This is a genomic window from Shinella sp. S4-D37 (assembly GCF_040812195.1).
GTDB lineage: Bacteria > Pseudomonadota > Alphaproteobacteria > Rhizobiales > Rhizobiaceae > Shinella.
This window is the reverse complement of the sequence record NZ_JBFNXL010000005.1, coordinates 932,576-951,311: the sequence shown is the minus strand read 5'-3', so window position 1 is coordinate 951,311 and position 18,736 is coordinate 932,576. Positions and strand designations below refer to the sequence as shown.

The following is an 18,736-nucleotide window of genomic DNA, read 5'->3' as shown; positions in this document are numbered from 1 at the left end:
TCAGCACATCTTCCTGCCGTTCGGCACAGGCTGGCCGACGCCGGCAAGCACGATCGCGCCGCTCTCGTCCTCGAAGCCAAGCGTCAGCACTTCCGAGCGCACCGGGCCGATCTGGCGCGGCGGAAAATTGACGACGGCGAGCACCTGGCGGCCGACGAGGTCTTCCAGCGTGTAGTGCACGGTGATCTGCGCGGAGGATTTCTTCGTGCCGATCTCCGGCCCGAAATCGATCGTCAGCTTGTAGGCGGGCTTGCGCGCCTCGGGGAACGGCAGCGCCTCGACGATGGTGCCGACGCGGATATCGACCCGTTCGAAATCGGCGTAGGTGATGGTGTCGGTCATGGGAAAATCCTTGTTCTATTCCGGCCCCTCATCCGCCTGCCGGCACCTTCTCCTTGGCTGCGCGGCGAAGGGGATATGCCGCACCACTTTCCCGGATCACTCACCCCGTGGGGCAAGTCCCCTCTCCCGTTTACGGGGAGAGGGCCGGGTGAGGGGCAAACTCGAAAGCGGGCGCCCGAAAAGATCAGCCCGCCAGTTCCTCGGCGCGTTTGCGGGCGGCGGCGATGGCCTTGTCGAAGAGCGGCTGCATGCCGTCCCCGGCCATGAGGACCGCGAGCGCGGCGGCGGTGGTGCCGCCGGGCGAGGTGACGTTCTGGCGCAGGCGCGCCGCGTCGTCGGGGGACTGGTGAAGCAGTTCACCAGCCCCCGCGACGGTTTCCCGTGCGAGCCGCATGGCGAGGTCCGCCGGCAGGCCGGCTTTGCGGCCTGCCTCCGCCATGCATTCGACGAGATAGAAGACATAGGCCGGGCCGCTGCCCGAGACGGCCGTGACGGCGTCGATATCGCCCTCGGAGGCGACCCATTCGACGGGACCGCTGACCTTGAGGAGGGCATGCACGAAATCGCGCTGGCCCGCCGAAACGCGGGCATTGGCGAAGGCGCCCGTGACGCCGCGGCCGATCATGGCCGGCGTGTTCGGCATGGCGCGCACGGTGGCGGCCCCGCCGAGATGGCTTTCGAGATTGGCGATGGTCTTGCCGGCGGCGACCGACACGATGACCGTCTCCGGCCCGACGAGCCCCTTGAGCGGCGGCAGGACCTGGTCGATCACCTGCGGCTTGACCGCGACGAAGATCACCCCGGCCTTCACGCCCTCGGGCGCCGAGGTCTCGTGGCGCGCGCCATTGTCGGCGATCAGCTTCGCCATGGCCGGCTGCGGGCCGGGATCGATGACGATGACCGAGGAACCGGAAATGCCGCTCTTCAGCCAGCCGGCCAGCATCGCGCCGCCCATGTTTCCGGCACCGATGAGAACGATAGGTCCCGAACCTGCAACTGCCATGCTCAGGCTTCCCCGACCGTCTCGAACAGGACGGCATCGACGGCGGACTGGGCATCCATGCCGGACCACACGACGAACTGGAAGGCCTGGAAATAGGCCTCGCAGGCTTCGAGCGCGCTGGACAGCAGCACCTCGACCTGCTTGTTGGTCGGCTCCGCCCCGCCGGCGAGCAGCAGCGACTGGCGGAAGATCACGACATCCTCGCGGCGCCACAGGTCGAAATGGCCCATCAGCACCTGGCCGTTCACATGCGAGAGCAGGCAATGCACCTCGTTGACGCGGCTTTCGGGAACCTTGATGTCGAAGGCGCAGGCAAGGTGCAGCGCCTCGAACTCCTCCATCCAAGAGAAGGAGACGTGGTAATCCGTCCACTTGCCCTCGACCGTCATCGCGATCTCGTCCTCGCCGGACCGTTCGAACGTCCAGTCATTGTTGGCCGCGACGAACTCGATCATGTCGACCGGGTTGGACTGACGCCCGATATCCAATTCCATAAGGCTCATGCATCACCTTCAAGGCCGGAAGGCATGCAGCATCGTGCTCACACACGCGACGCGGCAAACCGTACTCCGGATACAACACTGAATGATTGCTCGGCACCTTGCGCAATCTGGACGACTTACCCTGCCCGAAGCTTGCGCTGCCTGTCTCGAATCATCATTTAAAATCAGTGTATAACGCCGGAGTCACGACGCCAGCCCCCGGCCTGCCATTTTCTCCGCCCGGTTGTGGACAGAGGTTGTGAAAAAGATTCAGGTCGGAGGCTTAAGAGACTCTTCGAAAAGGGCTTTTCGCAAGTGTCCACAGGGGTAAAAATTTTATTAAAAAAAACGGTTGGCGCGAAGTGAATCACGCCAACCGAGTCCTGTCGGATAAAACCTGTGCCGGAACGGCTCAGCCGCCCGAGTTAAGGCGGGCTTCCAGCGCCTCGATGCGCTTCAAAAGCGCGTCGTTCTCGTCGCGCGCCTTGACCGCCATTTCGCGCACCGCCTCGAATTCCTCGCGCTTGACGAGGTCCATGCCGTTGATGAAGCGCTCGGCTTGGGCGCGGAACACGGTCTCGGCCTCCTTGCGCACGCCCTGGGCGGCGCCGGCGGCATCGGTCATCAGCTTGGCGAAGTCGTCGAGAATGCGGTTCGCACCGGTGGTCATGGTCTGCCCTCCTCGGGTGTCGATGGTCCTTTCGGGCGCCCGCGCCCGCGTCTTGCCCCTGAGGTAGGGTCTGATGCCGCCGCTTGCAAGCGGATTCCGGTGGATCGCCGCCGGTTCGGGCCGCCCCGCCGCCGCCAAACGCGATTTACCGCCTTGACCCTGCCCCAAGGCGCCTCCATCTTCCGCCCGAAAACGCAAAAAGAGCCTGTCTTGACGAACCTTGCCCAACTCCTCGCCATCATGCCCTACCCTGAGATCGACCCGATCGCCTTTTCAATCGGTCCGGTCGCGGTGCACTGGTACGGCATCGCCTATGTCGTGGGCATTCTCCTGGGCTGGGTCTATGCGCGCCGGCTGAGCGAGACGCCGCGCCTTTGGGCGGGCGAGGCGCCGATGAACCGCACCCAGCTCGACGACTTCCTCGTCTGGGCGGCCGTCGGCATCATCCTCGGCGGCCGCATCGGCTATATCCTGTTCTACGATTTCCCGAATGTCGCGGCCGATCCGCTGCGCGCCCTGCAGGTGTGGAACGGCGGCATGTCCTTCCACGGGGGCCTTGCCGGCACGACGCTCGCCATGATCCTCTTCGCAAGGCGCAACGGCATCCCGGTCTGGAGCCTCTTCGACATCGTCGCCGCCGTCGTGCCGATCGGCCTGTTCTTCGGCCGCATCGCCAATTTCGTCAACGGCGAGCTCTGGGGACGTTTTTCCGATGTGCCCTGGGCAGTCGTCTTCCCCGACACCAATGCCGGCCTGCTGCCTCGTCATCCGAGCCAGCTCTATGAGGCGGGCCTCGAAGGCATCGTGCTGCTCGTCGTGCTCGCCCTCGCCATCTACCGCTTCGCCGCGCTGAAGCGCCCCGGCCTCGTCACCGGCCTCTTCGTTTCGGGCTACGCCCTGTCGCGCATCACGGTCGAATTCTTCCGCGAGCCGGACCCGCAGCTCGGCTATCTCCTCGGCGGCTGGCTCACCATGGGCATGCTGCTCTCGCTGCCGATGCTCGCCCTCGGCCTCTGGGCGATCCTGCGCGCCCGGCCGGCCGCTGCTGCCAGCGCCTGAACGGACGCCGCCATGCCGACGCCCCTCGCCCGCAAGATCAAGGCGCTGATCCGCACCAACGGCCCGATCAGCGTCACCGACTACTTCGCCCTGTGCCTTGCCGATCCCGAGCACGGCTACTACCGCACCCGCGATCCCTTCGGCGCTGCCGGCGATTTCGTCACCGCGCCGGAGGTCAGCCAGCTCTTCGGCGAGATGCTCGGCATCTTCCTCGTCCATGCCTGGCAGAAGCACGGCGGGCCGGCGGATGTGCGCATCGCCGAGATCGGCCCCGGCCGCGGCACGATGATGGCCGACATGCTGCGCGTCGTGGCGCGGATCGCCCCGCAGCTCTACGAGAGCGCGACGATCCACCTGATCGAGACCAGCGCGAAGCTGCGCGCCGTCCAGCACGAGACGCTCGGCACCCATGCCGCGCGCATCGCCTGGCACGACAGTTTCGAGGAACTGCCGGACGGCTTCGTGCTGCTCGCCGCCAACGAGCTTTTCGACGCCATCCCGATCCGCCAGTTCATCAAGACGCCCGCCGGGTTCCGCGAACGCCTCGTCGGCCTCGATGCGAATGACGAACTGACCTTCGCCGCCGGTGTCGCCGGCCTCGATCCCACGCTTCTGCCGGAAAGCCACAAATCGGTGCCGAACGGCACGATCTTCGAGATCGCCCCGGCCCGCGAGGCCGTCATGGCGACGATCGGCGAGCGCATCGCCCGCTTCGGCGGCACCGCGCTCATCATCGACTACGGCCATTTCGTCACCGGCTTCGGCGATACGCTGCAGGCGGTCCTGAAACACGACTTCGACCCGCCGCTCGCCCATCCCGGCGAGGCGGACCTGACGAGCCATGTGGATTTCGAGCGCCTTGCCGGCGCGGCCGCAAGCGCCGGGCTCACCGTGCACGGCATGCTGCACCAGGGCGATTTCCTCGTCGGCCTCGGCATCGGCGAACGGGCCTCCGCCCTCGGCCGGCACCGCGACCCAGCCACGCAGCAATCGATTCTTGCCGACGTCGACCGGCTCGCCGGTTCCGGCGCCGGCAAAATGGGCGATCTTTTCAAGGTCTTGGCCGTCGGCAGCACGCCGCTTGCGCTGTTTCCCTTCCGCCAGCCGGATTGACACCGGCCGTCAGGCCGGACAACATCCGGCCCGATTTGCACCCCGCATGCCCCGGCCGGACCCTGGCCCGACGGGCCGCCCAAAGCCCAGCCGAGAGACCATGAAGGACGACGCGCTCCCCTCCCCGATCGAAAGCCCGCTCCTTGCCGAGCGGGCCGGAAAGGCCGCGCGGCACGGCTTCTTCACGCGCGCCGGCGGGGTTTCCGACGGCATCTATCGCGGCCTCAATGTCGGCCTCGGCTCGAAGGACGAGCGGGAAAAGGTCGAGGAGAATCGCGCCCGCGTCGCCCGCTGGTTCTCCGTAACGCCCGACCGGCTCGCCACCGTGCACCAGGTCCATTCGCCCGACGTCGTCCTGGTCGACGGCGCGTATGACGGCGCGCGCCCGCAGGCCGATGCGCTGGTCAGCGCCACGCCCGGCATGGTGCTCGGCGTCCTTGCCGCCGATTGCGGCCCGATCCTCTTCTGCGATCCTAAGGCCCGCGTCGTCGGCGCCGCCCATGCCGGCTGGAAAGGCGCGCTCTACGGCGTGCTCGAAAGCACCGTCGCGGCGATGGAAAGGCTCGGCGCCCGCCGCGAGGCGATCGTCGCCAGCCTCGGCCCCTCGATCAGCCGGCGGAACTACGAGGTCGGGCCGGAATTCGTCGAGCGCTTCCTGGACGTCGACACGGCCTATGAGCGCTATTTCACGGCGTCGGAAACACCCGGCCACGCCATGTTCGACCTGCCGGGCCTGACGACGCAGCGTCTGACCGACGCCGGCGTGACGGCGGAGAACCTCGACATCTGCACCTATCCGGACGAAGAGCGCTTCTTCTCCTACCGGCGCACCACGCACCGGCAGGAGCCCGACTACGGCCGCCAGATTTCGGCGATCATGCTACGGGGCTGAGGCCCCCAAAACGACACAGGACGAGGGAGACACCGCCATGGCACTTCACTTCGACAGCGAGGAGTACGCCAACCGGCTCCAGCGCCTCACCGCTCGCATGCGGGAGGAGAAGATCGACGCCATGCTGCTCTTCGCGCAGGAGAGCATGTACTGGCTGACCGGCTACGACACCTTCGGCTACTGCTTCTTCCAGACGCTGGTCGTCAAGGCGACCGGCGAGATGGTGCTGCTGACCCGCTCGGCGGACCTGCGCCAGGCACGCCACACCTCCAACATCGAGAAGATCGAGATCTGGATCGACCGCGTCAACGCCGATCCGACGATGGACCTGAAGAACCTCTTGTCCGATCTCGACCTGCTCGGCTGCCGCATCGGCGTCGAATACGACACGCATGGCCTGACCGGCCGCAATGCCCGCCTTCTCGACAACCAGCTCCAGAGTTTCGGCCAGATCGTCGATGCGTCCAACCTCATCAGCCGCCTGCGCCTCATCAAGAGCCCGGCCGAGATCGCCTATGTCGAGAGCGCCGCGGCGCTCTCCGACGATGCGCTGGCCGCGGCCCTGCCGCTGATCGCGCCGGGCGGCGACGAGGCGGCGATCCTGGCGGCGCTGCAGAACGCGGTGCTGGCCGCCGGCGGCGACTATGCCGCCAACGAATTCGTCATCGGCTCGGGCGCCGACGCCCTGCTCTGCCGCTCCAAGTCCGGCCGGCGCAAGCTGGATGCCGAGGACCAGCTCACCCTCGAATGGTCGGGCGTCAGCGCGCGCTACCATGCGCCGATGATGCGCACCGCCATCATCGGCGAGCCGACCAACCGCCACCGCGAGCTCTACAGCGCCTGCCGCGAAGCCATGCAGGCGATGGAGATGGTGCTGCGCCCCGGCAACACCTTCGGCACCGTCTTCGAGACCTTCGCCCGCATCCTCGACGAGCGGGGTCTTGCCCGCCACAGGCTCAACACCTGCGGCTATTCCGTCGGCGCGCGCTTTGCCCCCTCCTGGATGGAGCAGCAGATGTTCCTCGTCGGCAATCCCCAGGAGATCCAGCCGAACATGGCGCTCTTCGTGCACACGATCGTGCTGGATTCGGAAAGCGGCACGGCCATGACGCTCGGCCAGACCTACCTGACGACGACCGACACGCCGAAGCCGCTGTCGCGCTACGGGCTCGATTTCATCGCGGTCTGACGGGATCGACCGCAGGCCCCAAGATCCCGCAATTGACACGCCCCCGGGCGATACCCATAAATCGTTGCGGGGAACGGAGGAGGCAGGAGCCTTCCGCAGGACACGGACGTCAATGATGCAAGAGCTGATGAAGCGGCTGGCACTGATCGGCCTCATTGCCACCCTTTCCGGCTGCAACAGCACGGATGCGCTGACGCCGCAGGTCGATGTCGGCGGCGGCACCTTCAGTTCGCCGCCCGTCACCCAGAACGACCTCGACCAGATGAGCGCACAGACGACGCCGGTCACCTCCGTCACCCAGGAAACGGCCTTCACCCCTTCATCCGGCAGCGGCACCACGACGGGGGCCGACACCGCCGGCACGCTGCAGGGCCAGGCCGACGCGCTCGCCCGCAACACGGGGAACCGGACGGATGCGGAGCTTTCCCGCACCGCCGCCCGGCGCTCGCTGGCAGCCGAGACGCCGACCGGCGCGGAGGAAGTCGCCGCCGTCTCGCCCGCCGCCGCGACAAGCGAGACCATCCGCTTCCTGCCGATCATCGGCGCGCCGGTCGAGGCCGTGACGCCGCTCTCCAGGCGGCTCGGCGCGGAAGCGCGCTCCAACGGGCTGACGATCCGCAGCGCCTCGGACAATTCGAGCAAATATATCCTGAAGGGCTATTTCTCCGCCATGAACGACAACGGCAAGACCACCGTCGTCTATGTGTGGGACGTGCTCGACGGCAACGGCGCGCGGCTGCACCGCATCCAGGGCCAGGAGAGCGTCTCGGGCACGGCCTCCGATCCGTGGGCCGCCGTGCCGGCCCGCACGATGGAGGGCATCGCGCAGAAGACCATCCGCCAGTATCTCGACTGGCGCGGCGCCACGCGCGGTTAAGCACGTCGAGGGTTAATCACAGCGAAATGCGAAGAAACGCTTTTCGCAGATCGCAAAGCCCTTGCATTCGCGGATTATGCCGCTTAAAGCCCCCCCATCAGCATAATCCACAGGCGGACCATAGATGAAGGTTTTCGCGGGCAATTCGAACCGGCTCCTGGCCGAAGCGATCTGCAATTATCTGAATGTTCCGCTCGGCCGGGCCACGGTCAGACGCTTCGCAGACCAGGAAATCTTCGTTGAAATCCAGGAGAACGTGCGCGGCGAGGACGTCTTCGTCGTCCAGTCGACCTCGTTCCCGACCAACGACCACCTGATGGAAATGCTCATCATGATCGATGCGATGCGCCGCTCCTCGGCACGCCGCATCACGGCCGTGATTCCCTATTTCGGCTATGCCCGCCAGGACCGCAAACCGGGCCCGCGCACGCCGATCTCGGCAAAGCTCGTCGCCAACCTCATCACCGAGGCCGGCGCCGACCGCGTGCTGACGCTCGACCTGCACGCCGGCCAGATCCAGGGCTTCTTCGACATCCCGACCGACAACCTCTACGCCGTGCCGATCCTGGCGCGCGACGTGAAGGAGAGCTACAATCTCCAGAACGTCATGGTCGTCTCGCCCGACGTCGGCGGCGTCGTGCGCGCGCGCGCGCTGGCCAAGCGTCTCGATTGCCAACTGGCGATCGTCGACAAGCGCCGCGAACGCGCAGGCGAATCCGAGGTTATGAACGTCATCGGCGATGTCACCGGCAAGGACTGTCTGCTGATCGACGATATCGTCGATTCCGGCGGCACGCTCTGCAACGCGGCCGAGGCGCTTCTGAAGAACGGCGCGACCAGCGTCACCGCCTATATCACGCACGGCGTCCTGTCGGGCGGTGCGGTCGCCCGCGTCACCTCCTCCAAGCTGAAGGAACTGGTGATCACCGACTCGATCCAGCCGACCACGGCCGTCCAGTCGGCGCACAATATCCGCGTAATCTCGACGGCCAACCTGCTCGGCGAGGCGATCAACCGCACCAGCGCCGAAGAGTCGGTGTCGAGCCTGTTCGACTGACGGATTTTTGTCGGGGCCGATATCGGCCCCGTCATTTCTGCGCTAAGTTCCCCTCAGATTAGACAGGGGAAATCCATGATCTCGATGCCATTTCTGTCCGGGCTCGCAGGGCCCGTCGTCCTCCTTCTTGCAGCCGGCACGCTCGCCGCCTGCTCGGTCGAGGTCGACCAGCGCCCCGGCGGCTACGATCCGCGCCCGCCGCAGATGTGCACCCGCGAATACGCCCCGGTCTGCGGCGAGCGCGGCCGCGACCGCCAGACCTTCGCCAATGCCTGCGAGGCGCGCGCCAGCGGCTACGGCATCATCGGCCGCGGCGAATGCCAGGTCCGCCGTCCGGATCGCGACAGGGACGGCTGGAACGACGGGCGCGACGACCGCAACCGCGACAGGGACCGCCGGGATCGTGACCGCAACGACCGGGACGATCGCGAGCGCCCGCGCGACCAGCGCGTCTGCACGATGGAATATGTTCCGGTCTGCGGGCGCCGCGGCCCGGACTTCAAGGAATTCGGCAATGCCTGCTCGGCGGAGGCGGCCGGCTTCACGGTCTATCGGCGCGGCCAGTGCCCGATCGGCTGAGGCCGGCCTGAACCGCGTCAGCGTGCCGGCAGCGGGCAGGCCTCGCCGCCGGAAAAGAGGCGCGAGCGGGTGAGGAACCGTTTCTCCCGGCCGTTGTCGAGCGAGAACATGCCGCCCCTGCCCGGCACCACGTCGATGATCAGTTGCGTGTGCTTCCACACGTCGAACTGGCTCTCGCTGATATAGACCGGCACGCCGCCGATCTCGCCGAGCTTCACATCGCGGTCACCGACGATGTAGTCGTCCGCCGGATAGCACATGGGCGAGGAGCCGTCGCAGCAGCCGCCGGACTGGTGGAACAGGATATCGGGGTGATCGACCTGGATCTCCCGGATGAGCGCCAGCGCGGCATCGGTCGCCACCACGCGCGGCTCGGTCTCGACTTCGGTCATGGCAGCCCTCCTTCAAACGATTTTCCCTCCCCCCGAACGGGGAGAGGGATGGAGCGGGGAGCGACGGCGGACATGGCTCCCGCGCCCGTTGCACGCCTTCTCCGGGGGGTGGAGAAGGAGGCGGTCGCTCAGAAGAAACCGAGCGCCTTGGGAGAGTAGCTGACCAGCATGTTCTTGGTCTGCTGGTAGTGGTCGAGCATCATCTTGTGCGTCTCGCGGCCGATGCCGGACTGCTTGTAGCCGCCGAAGGCCGCATGGGCCGGGTAGGCGTGGTAGCAATTGGTCCAGACGCGGCCGGCCTGGATGTCGCGGCCGAAATGGTAGCAGCGGTTCGCATCGCGGCTCCACACGCCGGCGCCGAGGCCGTAGAGCGTGTCGTTGGCGATGGCGAGCGCTTCCGCATCGTCCTTGAAGGTGGTGACGGAAACCACCGGCCCGAAGATCTCCTCCTGGAAGATGCGCATCTTGTTGTGGCCGCGAAAGACGGTCGGCTGGACGTAGTAGCCGCCCGAAAGATCGCCGCCGAGATCGTTGCGCCCGCCGCCGGTCAGCACTTCCGCGCCTTCCTGCTTGCCGATGTCGATATAGGAGAGGATCTTCTCCAGTTGCTCGGAGGACGCCTGCGCGCCGATCATCGTGCCCATGTCGAGCGGGTTGCCCTGCACGATCTTCTCCACGCGCTTGACGGCCTTCTCCATGAAGCGGTCGTAGATCTTCTCATGCACCAGCGCGCGGCTCGGGCAGGTGCAGACCTCGCCCTGGTTCAGCGCGAACATCGCAAAGCCTTCGAGCGCCTTGTCGAGATAGTCGTCGTCCTCGTTCATCACGTCGGCGAAGAAGATGTTCGGCGACTTTCCGCCCAGCTCCAGCGTCACCGGAATGAGGTTCTGGCTGGCATATTGCATGATCAGGCGGCCGGTCGTCGTCTCGCCGGTAAACGCGATCTTGGCGATGCGCGGGTTGGAGGCGAGCGGCTTGCCGGCTTCGAGGCCGAAGCCGTTGACGATGTTGAGCACGCCGGCGGGCAGCAGGTCGCCGATGAGTTCGGCCCAGACGAGGATCGAGGACGGCGTCTGCTCGGCCGGCTTCAGCACGACGCAATTGCCGGCGGCAAGCGCGGGGGCAAGCTTCCAGGCGGCCATCAGGATGGGGAAGTTCCACGGGATGATCTGGCCGACGACGCCGAGCGGCTCGTGGAAATGATAGGCGATCGTGTCATGGTCGACCTCGCCGATCGTGCCTTCCTGGGCGCGGACGCAGGCGGCGAAGTAGCGGAAGTGATCGATGGCGAGCGGGATGTCGGCCGCCATGGTCTCGCGCAGCGGCTTGCCGTTGTCCCACGTCTCGGCTTTCGCGAGAAGTTCGAGATTGTCCTCCATGCGCTGGGCGACCTTCATCAGGATGTTGGAGCGCTCGGTGGAGGAGGTGCGGCCCCACTTGTCCTTGGCGGCGTGGGCGGCGTCGAGGGCGAGCTCGATGTCGGCGGCGTCGGAGCGGGCGATCTCGCAGAGCTTGCCGCCGGTGATCGGCGTGATGTTGTCGAAATAGCGGCCGGCGACCGGCTCTTTCCACTCCCCGCCGATGAAGTTGCCGTACTTTGCCTTGTACGGGTTTTCGACGATCTTCTGGTGCAGCATGTCATTCCTCCCATAAGGCCCACACTGGGCCGTCGGGAAGGATGGTGCGGCGTTTCGGCCGGCTGTGATAGAGGGTCGCTGACGATGGCGGCGCCGACTGTTTCAGAATTGAGACAGGCGGATGCGACAGCCTGCGCTGCGCCGCAACATCAATTGATCGAGAGCTTTTTCATCTTGCGGTACAGCGTCGCGCGGCTGATGCCGAGCAGGTCCGCGGCCTGGCTGACATTGCCGCCGGCGCGCGCCAGCACGCGGCGCAGCGCCGCGCGTTCCGCATCGTCGAGGTCGCGCCCGTCCTCCGCCCTGTCCTCGTGCAGGAGATCGGAGGCCGCGACGCCCGTGGCGATGCGCCGGTCGTCGAGGCCGAGCACCTGGCGCGCGGCGCGCGTCGCGCCCAGAACGAGATCGTCGCGGTCGACGGCCAGCAGCGCCGGCGCGGCGCGGCCCTCGACGGGCACGAGCAGGATGCGGGCGGCGGAGAAGGCGCGGCGGAACAGCCCCGCCTCGATGCGCGCGGCGGCATCGCGCACGGCCTGCGAGAGGATCGCCATCGTCATCTCGTTGGCGTCGTCCCGGCAGGTGGAGATATCGATGGCGGCGGCGATGCGCCCCCGGTGATCGCGGATCGGCGCGGTGGTGCAGGAGAGGCCGGTGTTCTGCGAGAGGAAATGCTGGTCACGCAGGATGAGCACCGGCCGCGCATCGGCCAGCGCCGTGCCGATGCCGTTGGTGCCGACGCTCGCCTCGCTCCACACCGTGCCGGACCAGAGCCCGACGCCGCGGAAATCGCGGTCATCGCCCGCCGCCCCGCGCCGTTCCAGCGCGATGCCGTTCTCGTCGGTCAGGAGCAGGCAGCAGCCGGCCCTGCCGACCGTGGCGAAGAGCCGGTCGATCTCGCCGCGCGCCTCCTCGATCAGCACGCTGGAGCGCGCCCGTGCCTGGCGGAATTCCGGTTCGCTGAGGCGCCAGGGCGTGCGCGTCTCCTCGGGCGAAAGGCCGTGCAGCGTGAGGCAGCGGCGCCAGGAGGCGGCCACGGGCGAGCTTGCCGCCGCCGACGCATGGGCCGCAACGCTCTGCACATGATCCGCATGATCGAAACGCATGGGCATCCGCTCTCCTCCCCGAAAGCTTCGACCGTTCGTCGCACCAGAATACAACGCTCGACGACTATAGCCTCGTTTGCGCCCGCGGGTCCAGCGGGACAAAGGTCCAAGACGGGAGCGGCACAGCCAAGCCCCCATGGCCCCGTCACAAGCCTGTTCCCAAGCCGCCCGGCGCCTGTTACCAGTGCACAATCCTTTCCAGCGTCGATCCTGCCATGCTCCGTGATTTTTCCGCCCAAGCCCTGTTCATGGGCCTGCTCACCGCCTTCGTCGGCTTCGCCAGTTCCTTCGCCGTCGTGCTGCACGGGCTGACGGGCGTCGGCGCCACGGAGGCGCAGGCCGCCTCCGGCCTGATGGCGCTGTCCGTGTCGATGGGCGTGTGCGCCGTCGTGCTCAGCGCCGCAACGCGGCTTCCCGTCTCCATCGCCTGGTCGACGCCGGGCGCCGCGCTGCTGGCAAGCTCCGGCGCGGTCGAGGGCGGCTTTGCCACGGCAGTCGGCGGCTTCCTCGTCTGCGCGGTGCTGATCGTCGTCGCGGGCCTGTGGAAGCCGCTCGGCCGCATGGTCGCGGCGATCCCGGCGACGCTCGCCAACGCCATGCTGTCCGGCGTGCTGATCGGCCTCTGCTTCGCGCCGGTGAAGGCCATCGCCTTCGATCCGCTGCTCGGCCTGCCGATCGTACTGGCCTGGGTGGTGGTCGGCAGCATCAACCGGCTCTACGCCGTGCCCGCCGCGCTTGCCGCCTTCGTCGCGGTGCTCGCCTTCGGCATCGACGTGCCGGAAGGCGCCCTTGCCGGGCTGGCCGACGCGCTGCTGCCGCGGCCGGAAATCGTCACGCCCGTCTTCACCGTCGCCGGCCTTGTCGGCATCGCGCTGCCGCTCTTCATCGTCACCATGGCCTCGCAGAACATTCCGGGCATCGCCGTGCTGAAGGTCAACCACTACGAGCCGAGCCCCGGCCCGCTCTTCGCCGTCACAGGCCTCTTCTCGCTGCTGTCGGCGCCCTTCGGCGGCCACGCGGTCAACCTCGCCGCCATCACCGCCGCCATGTGCGCGGGCAGCGACGCCCATCCCGACCCGGCCAGGCGCTACTGGGCGGCGATCAATGCCGGCGTCTTCTACGTGATCTTCGGGCTCGCAGCGGGCGCCGTCACGGCCTTCGTCAGCCTCGCCCCGCCGATCCTCATCCAGGCGGTCGCCGGCCTCGCGCTGATCAGCGCCTTCGCCAACTCCGCCCTCAACGCCTTCAAGGACGTCGACAGCCGCGAGGCGGCGGCGGTGACCTTCCTCGTCACCGCCTCGGGCGTCTCCTTCGCCGGCATTTCCGGCGCCTTCTGGGGGCTGATCGCCGGCGGGCTGATGCTGGCGCTCGCCCGCCTCACCGCAAGGCGCCGCGCCCGGCCCTGATTCCTATTGCTGGAAGGGCAGCGGCCGGCCGTTGACCAGCACCTTGCCGTCCTCGCCAACCGTCAGGTCCCAGGCCTGCGCGCCGCCGCCGGCATCGCGGGCAAGGCCCTTCATCATCAGCAGGCCGAAGGCGGCCTGGCCGAACTGCGGCACGGCGGCCGCGTTCTTCTGGAGATAGGCGACCGTCTTGTCGAAGTCGCGCATGGTCAGCGTCACCTCGGCGCTGTGGCGGTCCTTCTGGTCGGGATAGACCCGCATCCTGCCGGCAAGGTGCAGGTCGTAAACCGGCGAGACGGCGGAGACGTCCTCGAATTCCACGATCATCGCGCCGCCCGGCAGGACGATGCGGCCGATCTCCTTGTTCTGCGCTTCCGTCAGCGGCTCCGCCTTCGTGAAGTCCGCATGGTCGATGAGGTAGTCGACGGCGCCGGCAAGGTCGAGATTGGTCACGGCCGCCTTGAAGGTCGCGCGTTCCGGCACCGCCTCGGCGAAGGCCGCAGGCAGGATGCCGGCAGGCGGCCGCGGCTTGTCCACCCCGAAACCGAAGCCGACGCGGGTGGAATGGGCGATGCCGTTCATGTCTATGACATAGCTGACGCTCTCGGCCCCGAACGTGCCGTGTTGCGTGCCGACCGTCACGTTGGAGGCCTTGATCGTCTCCGTGAGGTTGTCGAAGACCGGCAGGGCGGAGCGCAGCAGTTCCTTCAGGCGCGCCGCATCCGCCGCCTCCAGCTTGTCCTTGTGCATGTTGTCGAGCACGAAGAAGACGAGGTCCTGCACCACCCTGTTGCGCGCGCCATCCATGCTGATGTCGATATCGACCGTGTCGGCGCTGATATCGACCCGGCCGTTCGCCCCGCCGGTGACCGTCTCGGCAAAGGCCTTCATGACGCCGGTGCTGGATATGTCGAGAATACCCTCGCCTCTCTTCTCGGCGGCAAGGCGCATCGCCGTCTCGCCGAAGCTCGCCGTGACGCTCTCCTGCGGCGAGGTGCTGGTGAAGGCGATCTTCTCGGCCTTCCAGTCGGCGGCGGTGAAATAGAGGATATCGGGATCGTAGATGCCGTCGAGCGTCATCGAGGCGATGACATAGGAGAAGGAATTCTTGCCGGGCGCCGCGTCGACCGAGCCGTTGATGTCGAAGCTGTCACTCGCCTCGACACGGTAGGTGCCCTCGGGCGTGGGCCGCAGATAGGCCGTCATCGGCTTCAGGCCCTCGACGGTCACCGCCTTGGACCTGTTCTTTTCCAGGAGCACGGCGGGGTTGAAGCGCAGCTCGTAGAAGGAGGTCGCCGCCTTGACGGTGACGAGGCCGGCCTCGATCATGTCCTGCGGCAGGTAGCGCGTCAGCTTGTGCTGGATGCTCTCGGCCGCGGCCGGCGAAACCTCCTGGGCGAGGACCGGGCTTGCGGATACAAGCGCAAATGCGGCCGAAGCCATCAGGATCTGTCGTCTCATCGCGGTTTCCTTCGCCGAACGGGTCTAGAAGCGAACATCCAATCATGACCGCATCGTGTCAATCGCCCGCGGGCCTTGCATTTCCGGGCGTTCTCGTTTATCGAGCCCCCGTCCGCGTAGACACCCTTGGAGGCAACGTGGATGAGGCTTTCACGAAATCCTCAAGCTTTTTGCAGCCGCAGGGCGTTCCCCGCGTGCGAAAGGCTCTCCAGTAGCACATGAAAGGTAAAGCCATGAGCCAAGACACTTACGAGCTCAAGGCCGAGACGCGCGAACGGGTTGGTAAGGGGTCCTCCCGTGAACTTCGCCGCAACGGCCTTATTCCCGCAGTCATTTACGGCGACAAGCAGGCCCCGCTCTCCATCGCCATCTCCACGAAGGACGTGACCCAGCGCATCCACGCCGGCGGTTTCAAGACCACCGTCGCAACGATCGACGTCAACGGCGAGAAGATCAAGGTCCTGCCGAAGGACTATCAGCTCGATCCGGTCCGCGACTTCACGATGCATGTCGACTTCCTGCGCGTTTCGGGCAACACCAACGTCGTCGTCGAGGTTCCGGTTCACTTCGTCAACGAAGAGAAGTCCCCGGGCATCAAGGCCGGCGGCGTCCTGAACATCGTTCGCCACGCCGTCGAACTGCACGCCCTGGCCGGCGACATTCCGGAATTCATCACGGCGGACCTCACTGGCCTGAAGGTCGGCGAAGGCATCCACATCTCGAATATCAAGCTGCCGAAGGACACGAGCCCGGTCATCACCGACCGCGACTTCACGATCGCCACGATCGCCGTTCCGGCCGCAGGCGTGAAGGAAGAGGAAGCAACGGAAGCCTCCGAGTAATCGGATCCGTCCGGCAAGACCCGAAAAACCCCGCATCCGCCGGATGCGGGGTTTTTCTTTGCCGCCGCCCCGGCGCTACCGTTGCGGGAAGCTTGAATTATCAGCACTTTTCCGGATCGCCATTTCAGCAACATTTAAGACTTTGATGAAAATCTAGGCCGCAAAGATCACATAAGCCAAAGAGGGGCGTTATGGGCGGCGGGCTTGGCATCATGGCAGGGGGGCGACCGGCATGAAAATGCATTCGGTGGAAAGCCGCTTCATCGCCATCGTCATCGGCGCCCTGCTCATTTTCGTCGCCCCGCTCTTCGTGCTCTTCCTGATCCTGTCGTCCGACCGCGTCGCGCGCGAGCGCCTGCAGAACACCGAAGTGCTGCTCGAAGCCAATGTCCAGGCGCTCGGCAAGCCGCTGTGGGATTTCGACAAGGAGAGCATCGACCAGATCGTCGGCGCGCTGCAGGCGGATGCCGACATCGCCTTCGTGCATGTGCGCGACACGTCCGACGTCATCGACATCAGCCAGCCCGCCAACCGCCCCGACCCGGACGAGGCCCGCTCCATCGTCAAGGCGGACATCCTCTACAAGGCCAGCGACGGCATCAAGAAGGTCGGCACGGCAGAGATCTGGATCCGCAAGAAGGGCCTCCTCTCGCGCTTCTCCACGGACGAGATGAGCATCTTTGCCATCTTCTTCTTCGCCGTGGCGACGCTCTTCACCGCCGCGATCATCGGCAACCGCATCACCATCATCCGCCCGCTGATGCGGCTGACGGCAGCCATCGAGGCGACGCGCCGGCTCGGCTCGCGCCACCATGTCGACTGGACGTCGAACGACGAGATGGGCGCCCTCGCCCACAATTTCAATGAGATGCAGAGCAAGCTGGAGCGCGAGGAGAACGAGCTGAAGCTCGCCCATGCCCGCGCCACCGACATCTACAACCTGACGCCGGCCATGCTGTTCTCCATCGACGCGGACAACCGCATCACCGCCGTCAGCGACTACTGGCTGACCGCGACCGGCTACCGCCGCGCCGCGGTGATCGGCCAGGAATTCACCGATTTCGTCGCCGAGGACTGGCGCGAGGCCTATCGTGCGCGCCATGCCGAAAACAGCGCGGACGGCGGCATCTGCGGGGCGACAGTGCGCTTCCGCTGCGCCGACGGCGGCATGATCGACGTGCTGATCCTGGAAACCGGCGTCGCGGCCAGCAGCCGCCGGCAGGCGCTGTCGCTGTCCGTCATGACCGACGTCACCGACCTGAAGGAGGCGGAGAACCGCAACCATCACCAGGCGATCACCGACCACCTGACGGGCCTGCTCAACCGGCAGGGTTTCGAATCGGTGCTCGATGAACTGATCGGCACGGCCGACAAGCTCGGCCAGCAGCTCGCCTGCCTCTTCGTCGACCTCGACCGCTTCAAGTGGATCAACGACAATCTCGGCCATGCGGCGGGCGACGAGGTGCTCTGCCAGGTGGCGACGCGCCTGCGCCGGCAACTGCGCGCGGGCGACCGCATCGCCCGGCTCGGCGGCGACGAATTCGCCATCCTGCTCGCCGCGCCGGACGCCCGCCAGCTCGCCATGGACGTCAGCGAGCGGCTGGTGGCGAGCCTGCGCACGCCGCTCACGATCAACGGCGCGGACCTCAACGTCAGCGCCAGCATCGGCATCGCCGTCTATCCCGACCAGGCCGAGACGGCGGCCTGCCTGCTGCAGAAGTCGGACATGGCCATGTATGCGCGCAAGCGCAGCGGCAAGAACGGCGTGCAGCTCTTCGACAACAACATGGTGGACATCGCCCGCAAGCGGCTGGAAACGGAGCAGTTCATCGACCAGGGCCTGCGCGACGACTGGTTCACCGCCCATCTCCAGCCGATCGTCTCGCTCGCCGACGGGCGCGTCGCCGGCTTCGAGGCGCTGATGCGTCTCAACCATCCCGAACGCGGCCTGCTGCCGCCGGCCGAGATCATCGGCATTGCCGAGGAGAACGGCTCGATCGGCCGCATCGGCGACAGCATCCTGTCGAAGTCGATCGCCAGCCTCGCCCTCATCTCCAGACTGGAAGGGCTTGCCGACAGCTATCTCGCGGTGAACTTCTCGCCGCTTCAGTTCGAGCCCGTCCTGCCGGCCCGCCTTGCCGCCCTGCTCCTGGAGCACGGCATCACGCCGTCGCGCATCGTCGTGGAAATCACCGAGGCCGTGCTGATGCTCGACAATCCCGTGGTGCGCGAAGTGCTCGACGCGCTCTCCGATCTCGGCTGCCGCATCGCGCTCGACGATTTCGGCACCGGCTATTCCTCGCTGTCCTACCTCAACCGCTTCCCCGTCGATATCGTCAAGATCGACCAGTCCTTCACCCGCTCGCTGTCCTCCGACCAGCCGGACGTGCGCCGCAAGAGCCGTATGCTGGTAGAAGGCATCCGCACCATCTCGCACCAGATGGGCTGCGCCGTGGTGGCGGAGGGCATCGAGACGACGGAACAGTGGGATATCCTCCAGTCCATGCATGTCGAATTCGGCCAGGGTTATCTCCTCAGCCGCCCTCTTCCGCTTGACGCGCTCCTGGAAAAGCTGGACGATTTCACGACGGCGGACAGGCCGGAACACCGGGCCGCCTCCTGACGAAGCATTGAG

General features: G+C 66.5%; 18 protein-coding genes. 10 read left to right on the top strand and 8 right to left on the bottom strand.

All coding sequences use genetic code 11. From position 1 onward, the window contains the following. From AB3G45_RS12080 to AB3G45_RS12065, 4 genes are all read right to left on the bottom strand, one after another. Window positions 1–342 (bottom strand): tRNA-binding protein, encoded by a 342-nt coding sequence (locus AB3G45_RS12080; RefSeq protein WP_367830786.1) that lies wholly within the window; start codon window positions 340–342, stop codon window positions 1–3. 184 nt (window positions 343–526) lie between these two features. Then, the gene (gene proC, locus AB3G45_RS12075) at window positions 527–1,345 is read right to left on the bottom strand and encodes a pyrroline-5-carboxylate reductase (RefSeq protein WP_367830785.1); all 819 of its coding nucleotides are present in this window, start codon (window positions 1,343–1,345) and stop codon (window positions 527–529) included. Window positions 1,346–1,347: 2 nt separating this feature from the next. Then, window positions 1,348–1,848 (bottom strand): YbjN domain-containing protein, encoded by a 501-nt coding sequence (locus tag AB3G45_RS12070; protein WP_024271243.1) that lies wholly within the window; start codon window positions 1,846–1,848, stop codon window positions 1,348–1,350. Window positions 1,849–2,239: 391 nt separating this feature from the next. After that, complete coding sequence (locus AB3G45_RS12065) at window positions 2,240–2,497, bottom strand: accessory factor UbiK family protein (RefSeq protein ID WP_367830784.1); 258 nt, start codon at window positions 2,495–2,497, stop codon at window positions 2,240–2,242. A 210-nt stretch (window positions 2,498–2,707) separates the two neighbouring features. Between AB3G45_RS12065 and lgt the strand changes: the two genes are divergently transcribed. The 7 genes from lgt to AB3G45_RS12030 all read left to right on the top strand — a co-directional run bounded on the left by lgt (window position 2,708) and on the right by AB3G45_RS12030 (window position 9,263). Further along, a complete protein-coding gene (lgt, locus tag AB3G45_RS12060) occupies window positions 2,708–3,556 on the top strand; it encodes a prolipoprotein diacylglyceryl transferase (protein WP_367830783.1) in 849 nt (282 codons plus the stop codon). Between the two features lie 12 nt (window positions 3,557–3,568). Beyond that, window positions 3,569–4,669 (top strand): class I SAM-dependent methyltransferase, encoded by a 1,101-nt coding sequence (locus tag AB3G45_RS12055; RefSeq protein ID WP_367830782.1) that lies wholly within the window; start codon window positions 3,569–3,571, stop codon window positions 4,667–4,669. A gap of 100 nt (window positions 4,670–4,769) precedes the next feature. Continuing rightward, window positions 4,770–5,561 (top strand): peptidoglycan editing factor PgeF, encoded by a 792-nt coding sequence (gene pgeF, locus AB3G45_RS12050; protein WP_367830781.1) that lies wholly within the window; start codon window positions 4,770–4,772, stop codon window positions 5,559–5,561. A 37-nt stretch (window positions 5,562–5,598) separates the two neighbouring features. After that, window positions 5,599–6,750, top strand: coding sequence for a M24 family metallopeptidase (locus AB3G45_RS12045; RefSeq protein ID WP_367830780.1), 1,152 nt, complete (start codon window positions 5,599–5,601; stop codon window positions 6,748–6,750). 115 nt (window positions 6,751–6,865) lie between these two features. Continuing rightward, the gene (locus AB3G45_RS12040) at window positions 6,866–7,627 is read left to right on the top strand and encodes a hypothetical protein (protein WP_367833564.1); all 762 of its coding nucleotides are present in this window, start codon (window positions 6,866–6,868) and stop codon (window positions 7,625–7,627) included. A 124-nt stretch (window positions 7,628–7,751) separates the two neighbouring features. Next, complete coding sequence (locus AB3G45_RS12035) at window positions 7,752–8,684, top strand: ribose-phosphate pyrophosphokinase (protein WP_367830779.1); 933 nt, start codon at window positions 7,752–7,754, stop codon at window positions 8,682–8,684. A 75-nt stretch (window positions 8,685–8,759) separates the two neighbouring features. Beyond that, window positions 8,760–9,263, top strand: coding sequence for a Kazal-type serine protease inhibitor domain-containing protein (locus tag AB3G45_RS12030; protein WP_367830778.1), 504 nt, complete (start codon window positions 8,760–8,762; stop codon window positions 9,261–9,263). Window positions 9,264–9,280: 17 nt separating this feature from the next. Here AB3G45_RS12030 and AB3G45_RS12025 read toward each other — a convergent pair whose 3' ends face one another. The 3 genes from AB3G45_RS12025 to AB3G45_RS12015 all read right to left on the bottom strand — a co-directional run bounded on the left by AB3G45_RS12025 (window position 9,281) and on the right by AB3G45_RS12015 (window position 12,401). After that, window positions 9,281–9,655: a DUF779 domain-containing protein gene (locus AB3G45_RS12025; protein ID WP_367830777.1), complete on the bottom strand. Its 375-nt coding sequence runs from the start codon at window positions 9,653–9,655 to the stop codon at window positions 9,281–9,283. A 128-nt stretch (window positions 9,656–9,783) separates the two neighbouring features. Next, window positions 9,784–11,292 (bottom strand): aldehyde dehydrogenase, encoded by a 1,509-nt coding sequence (gene adh, locus AB3G45_RS12020; RefSeq protein ID WP_367830776.1) that lies wholly within the window; start codon window positions 11,290–11,292, stop codon window positions 9,784–9,786. A 149-nt stretch (window positions 11,293–11,441) separates the two neighbouring features. Further along, on the bottom strand, window positions 11,442–12,401 hold the full coding sequence (locus AB3G45_RS12015; protein WP_367830775.1) for a helix-turn-helix domain-containing protein: 960 nt from the start codon (window positions 12,399–12,401) through the stop codon (window positions 11,442–11,444). A gap of 209 nt (window positions 12,402–12,610) precedes the next feature. Between AB3G45_RS12015 and AB3G45_RS12010 the strand changes: the two genes are divergently transcribed. Continuing rightward, window positions 12,611–13,801, top strand: coding sequence for a benzoate/H(+) symporter BenE family transporter (locus tag AB3G45_RS12010; RefSeq protein ID WP_367830774.1), 1,191 nt, complete (start codon window positions 12,611–12,613; stop codon window positions 13,799–13,801). A gap of 3 nt (window positions 13,802–13,804) precedes the next feature. On the opposite strand, the gene AB3G45_RS12005 is transcribed toward AB3G45_RS12010, so the two are convergent. Beyond that, window positions 13,805–15,259, bottom strand: coding sequence for a hypothetical protein (locus AB3G45_RS12005; protein ID WP_367830773.1), 1,455 nt, complete (start codon window positions 15,257–15,259; stop codon window positions 13,805–13,807). Window positions 15,260–15,492: 233 nt separating this feature from the next. Here AB3G45_RS12005 and AB3G45_RS12000 point away from each other — a divergent pair, with 233 nt between their 5' ends. Beyond that, on the top strand, window positions 15,493–16,101 hold the full coding sequence (locus AB3G45_RS12000) for a 50S ribosomal protein L25/general stress protein Ctc (protein ID WP_367830772.1): 609 nt from the start codon (window positions 15,493–15,495) through the stop codon (window positions 16,099–16,101). A 238-nt stretch (window positions 16,102–16,339) separates the two neighbouring features. Continuing rightward, window positions 16,340–18,724 carry an EAL domain-containing protein gene (locus AB3G45_RS11995; RefSeq protein ID WP_367833563.1) on the top strand — a complete coding sequence of 795 codons (2,385 nt, stop codon included), beginning with the start codon at window positions 16,340–16,342 and terminating at the stop codon, window positions 18,722–18,724. Window positions 18,725–18,736: the final 12 nt, after the last annotated feature.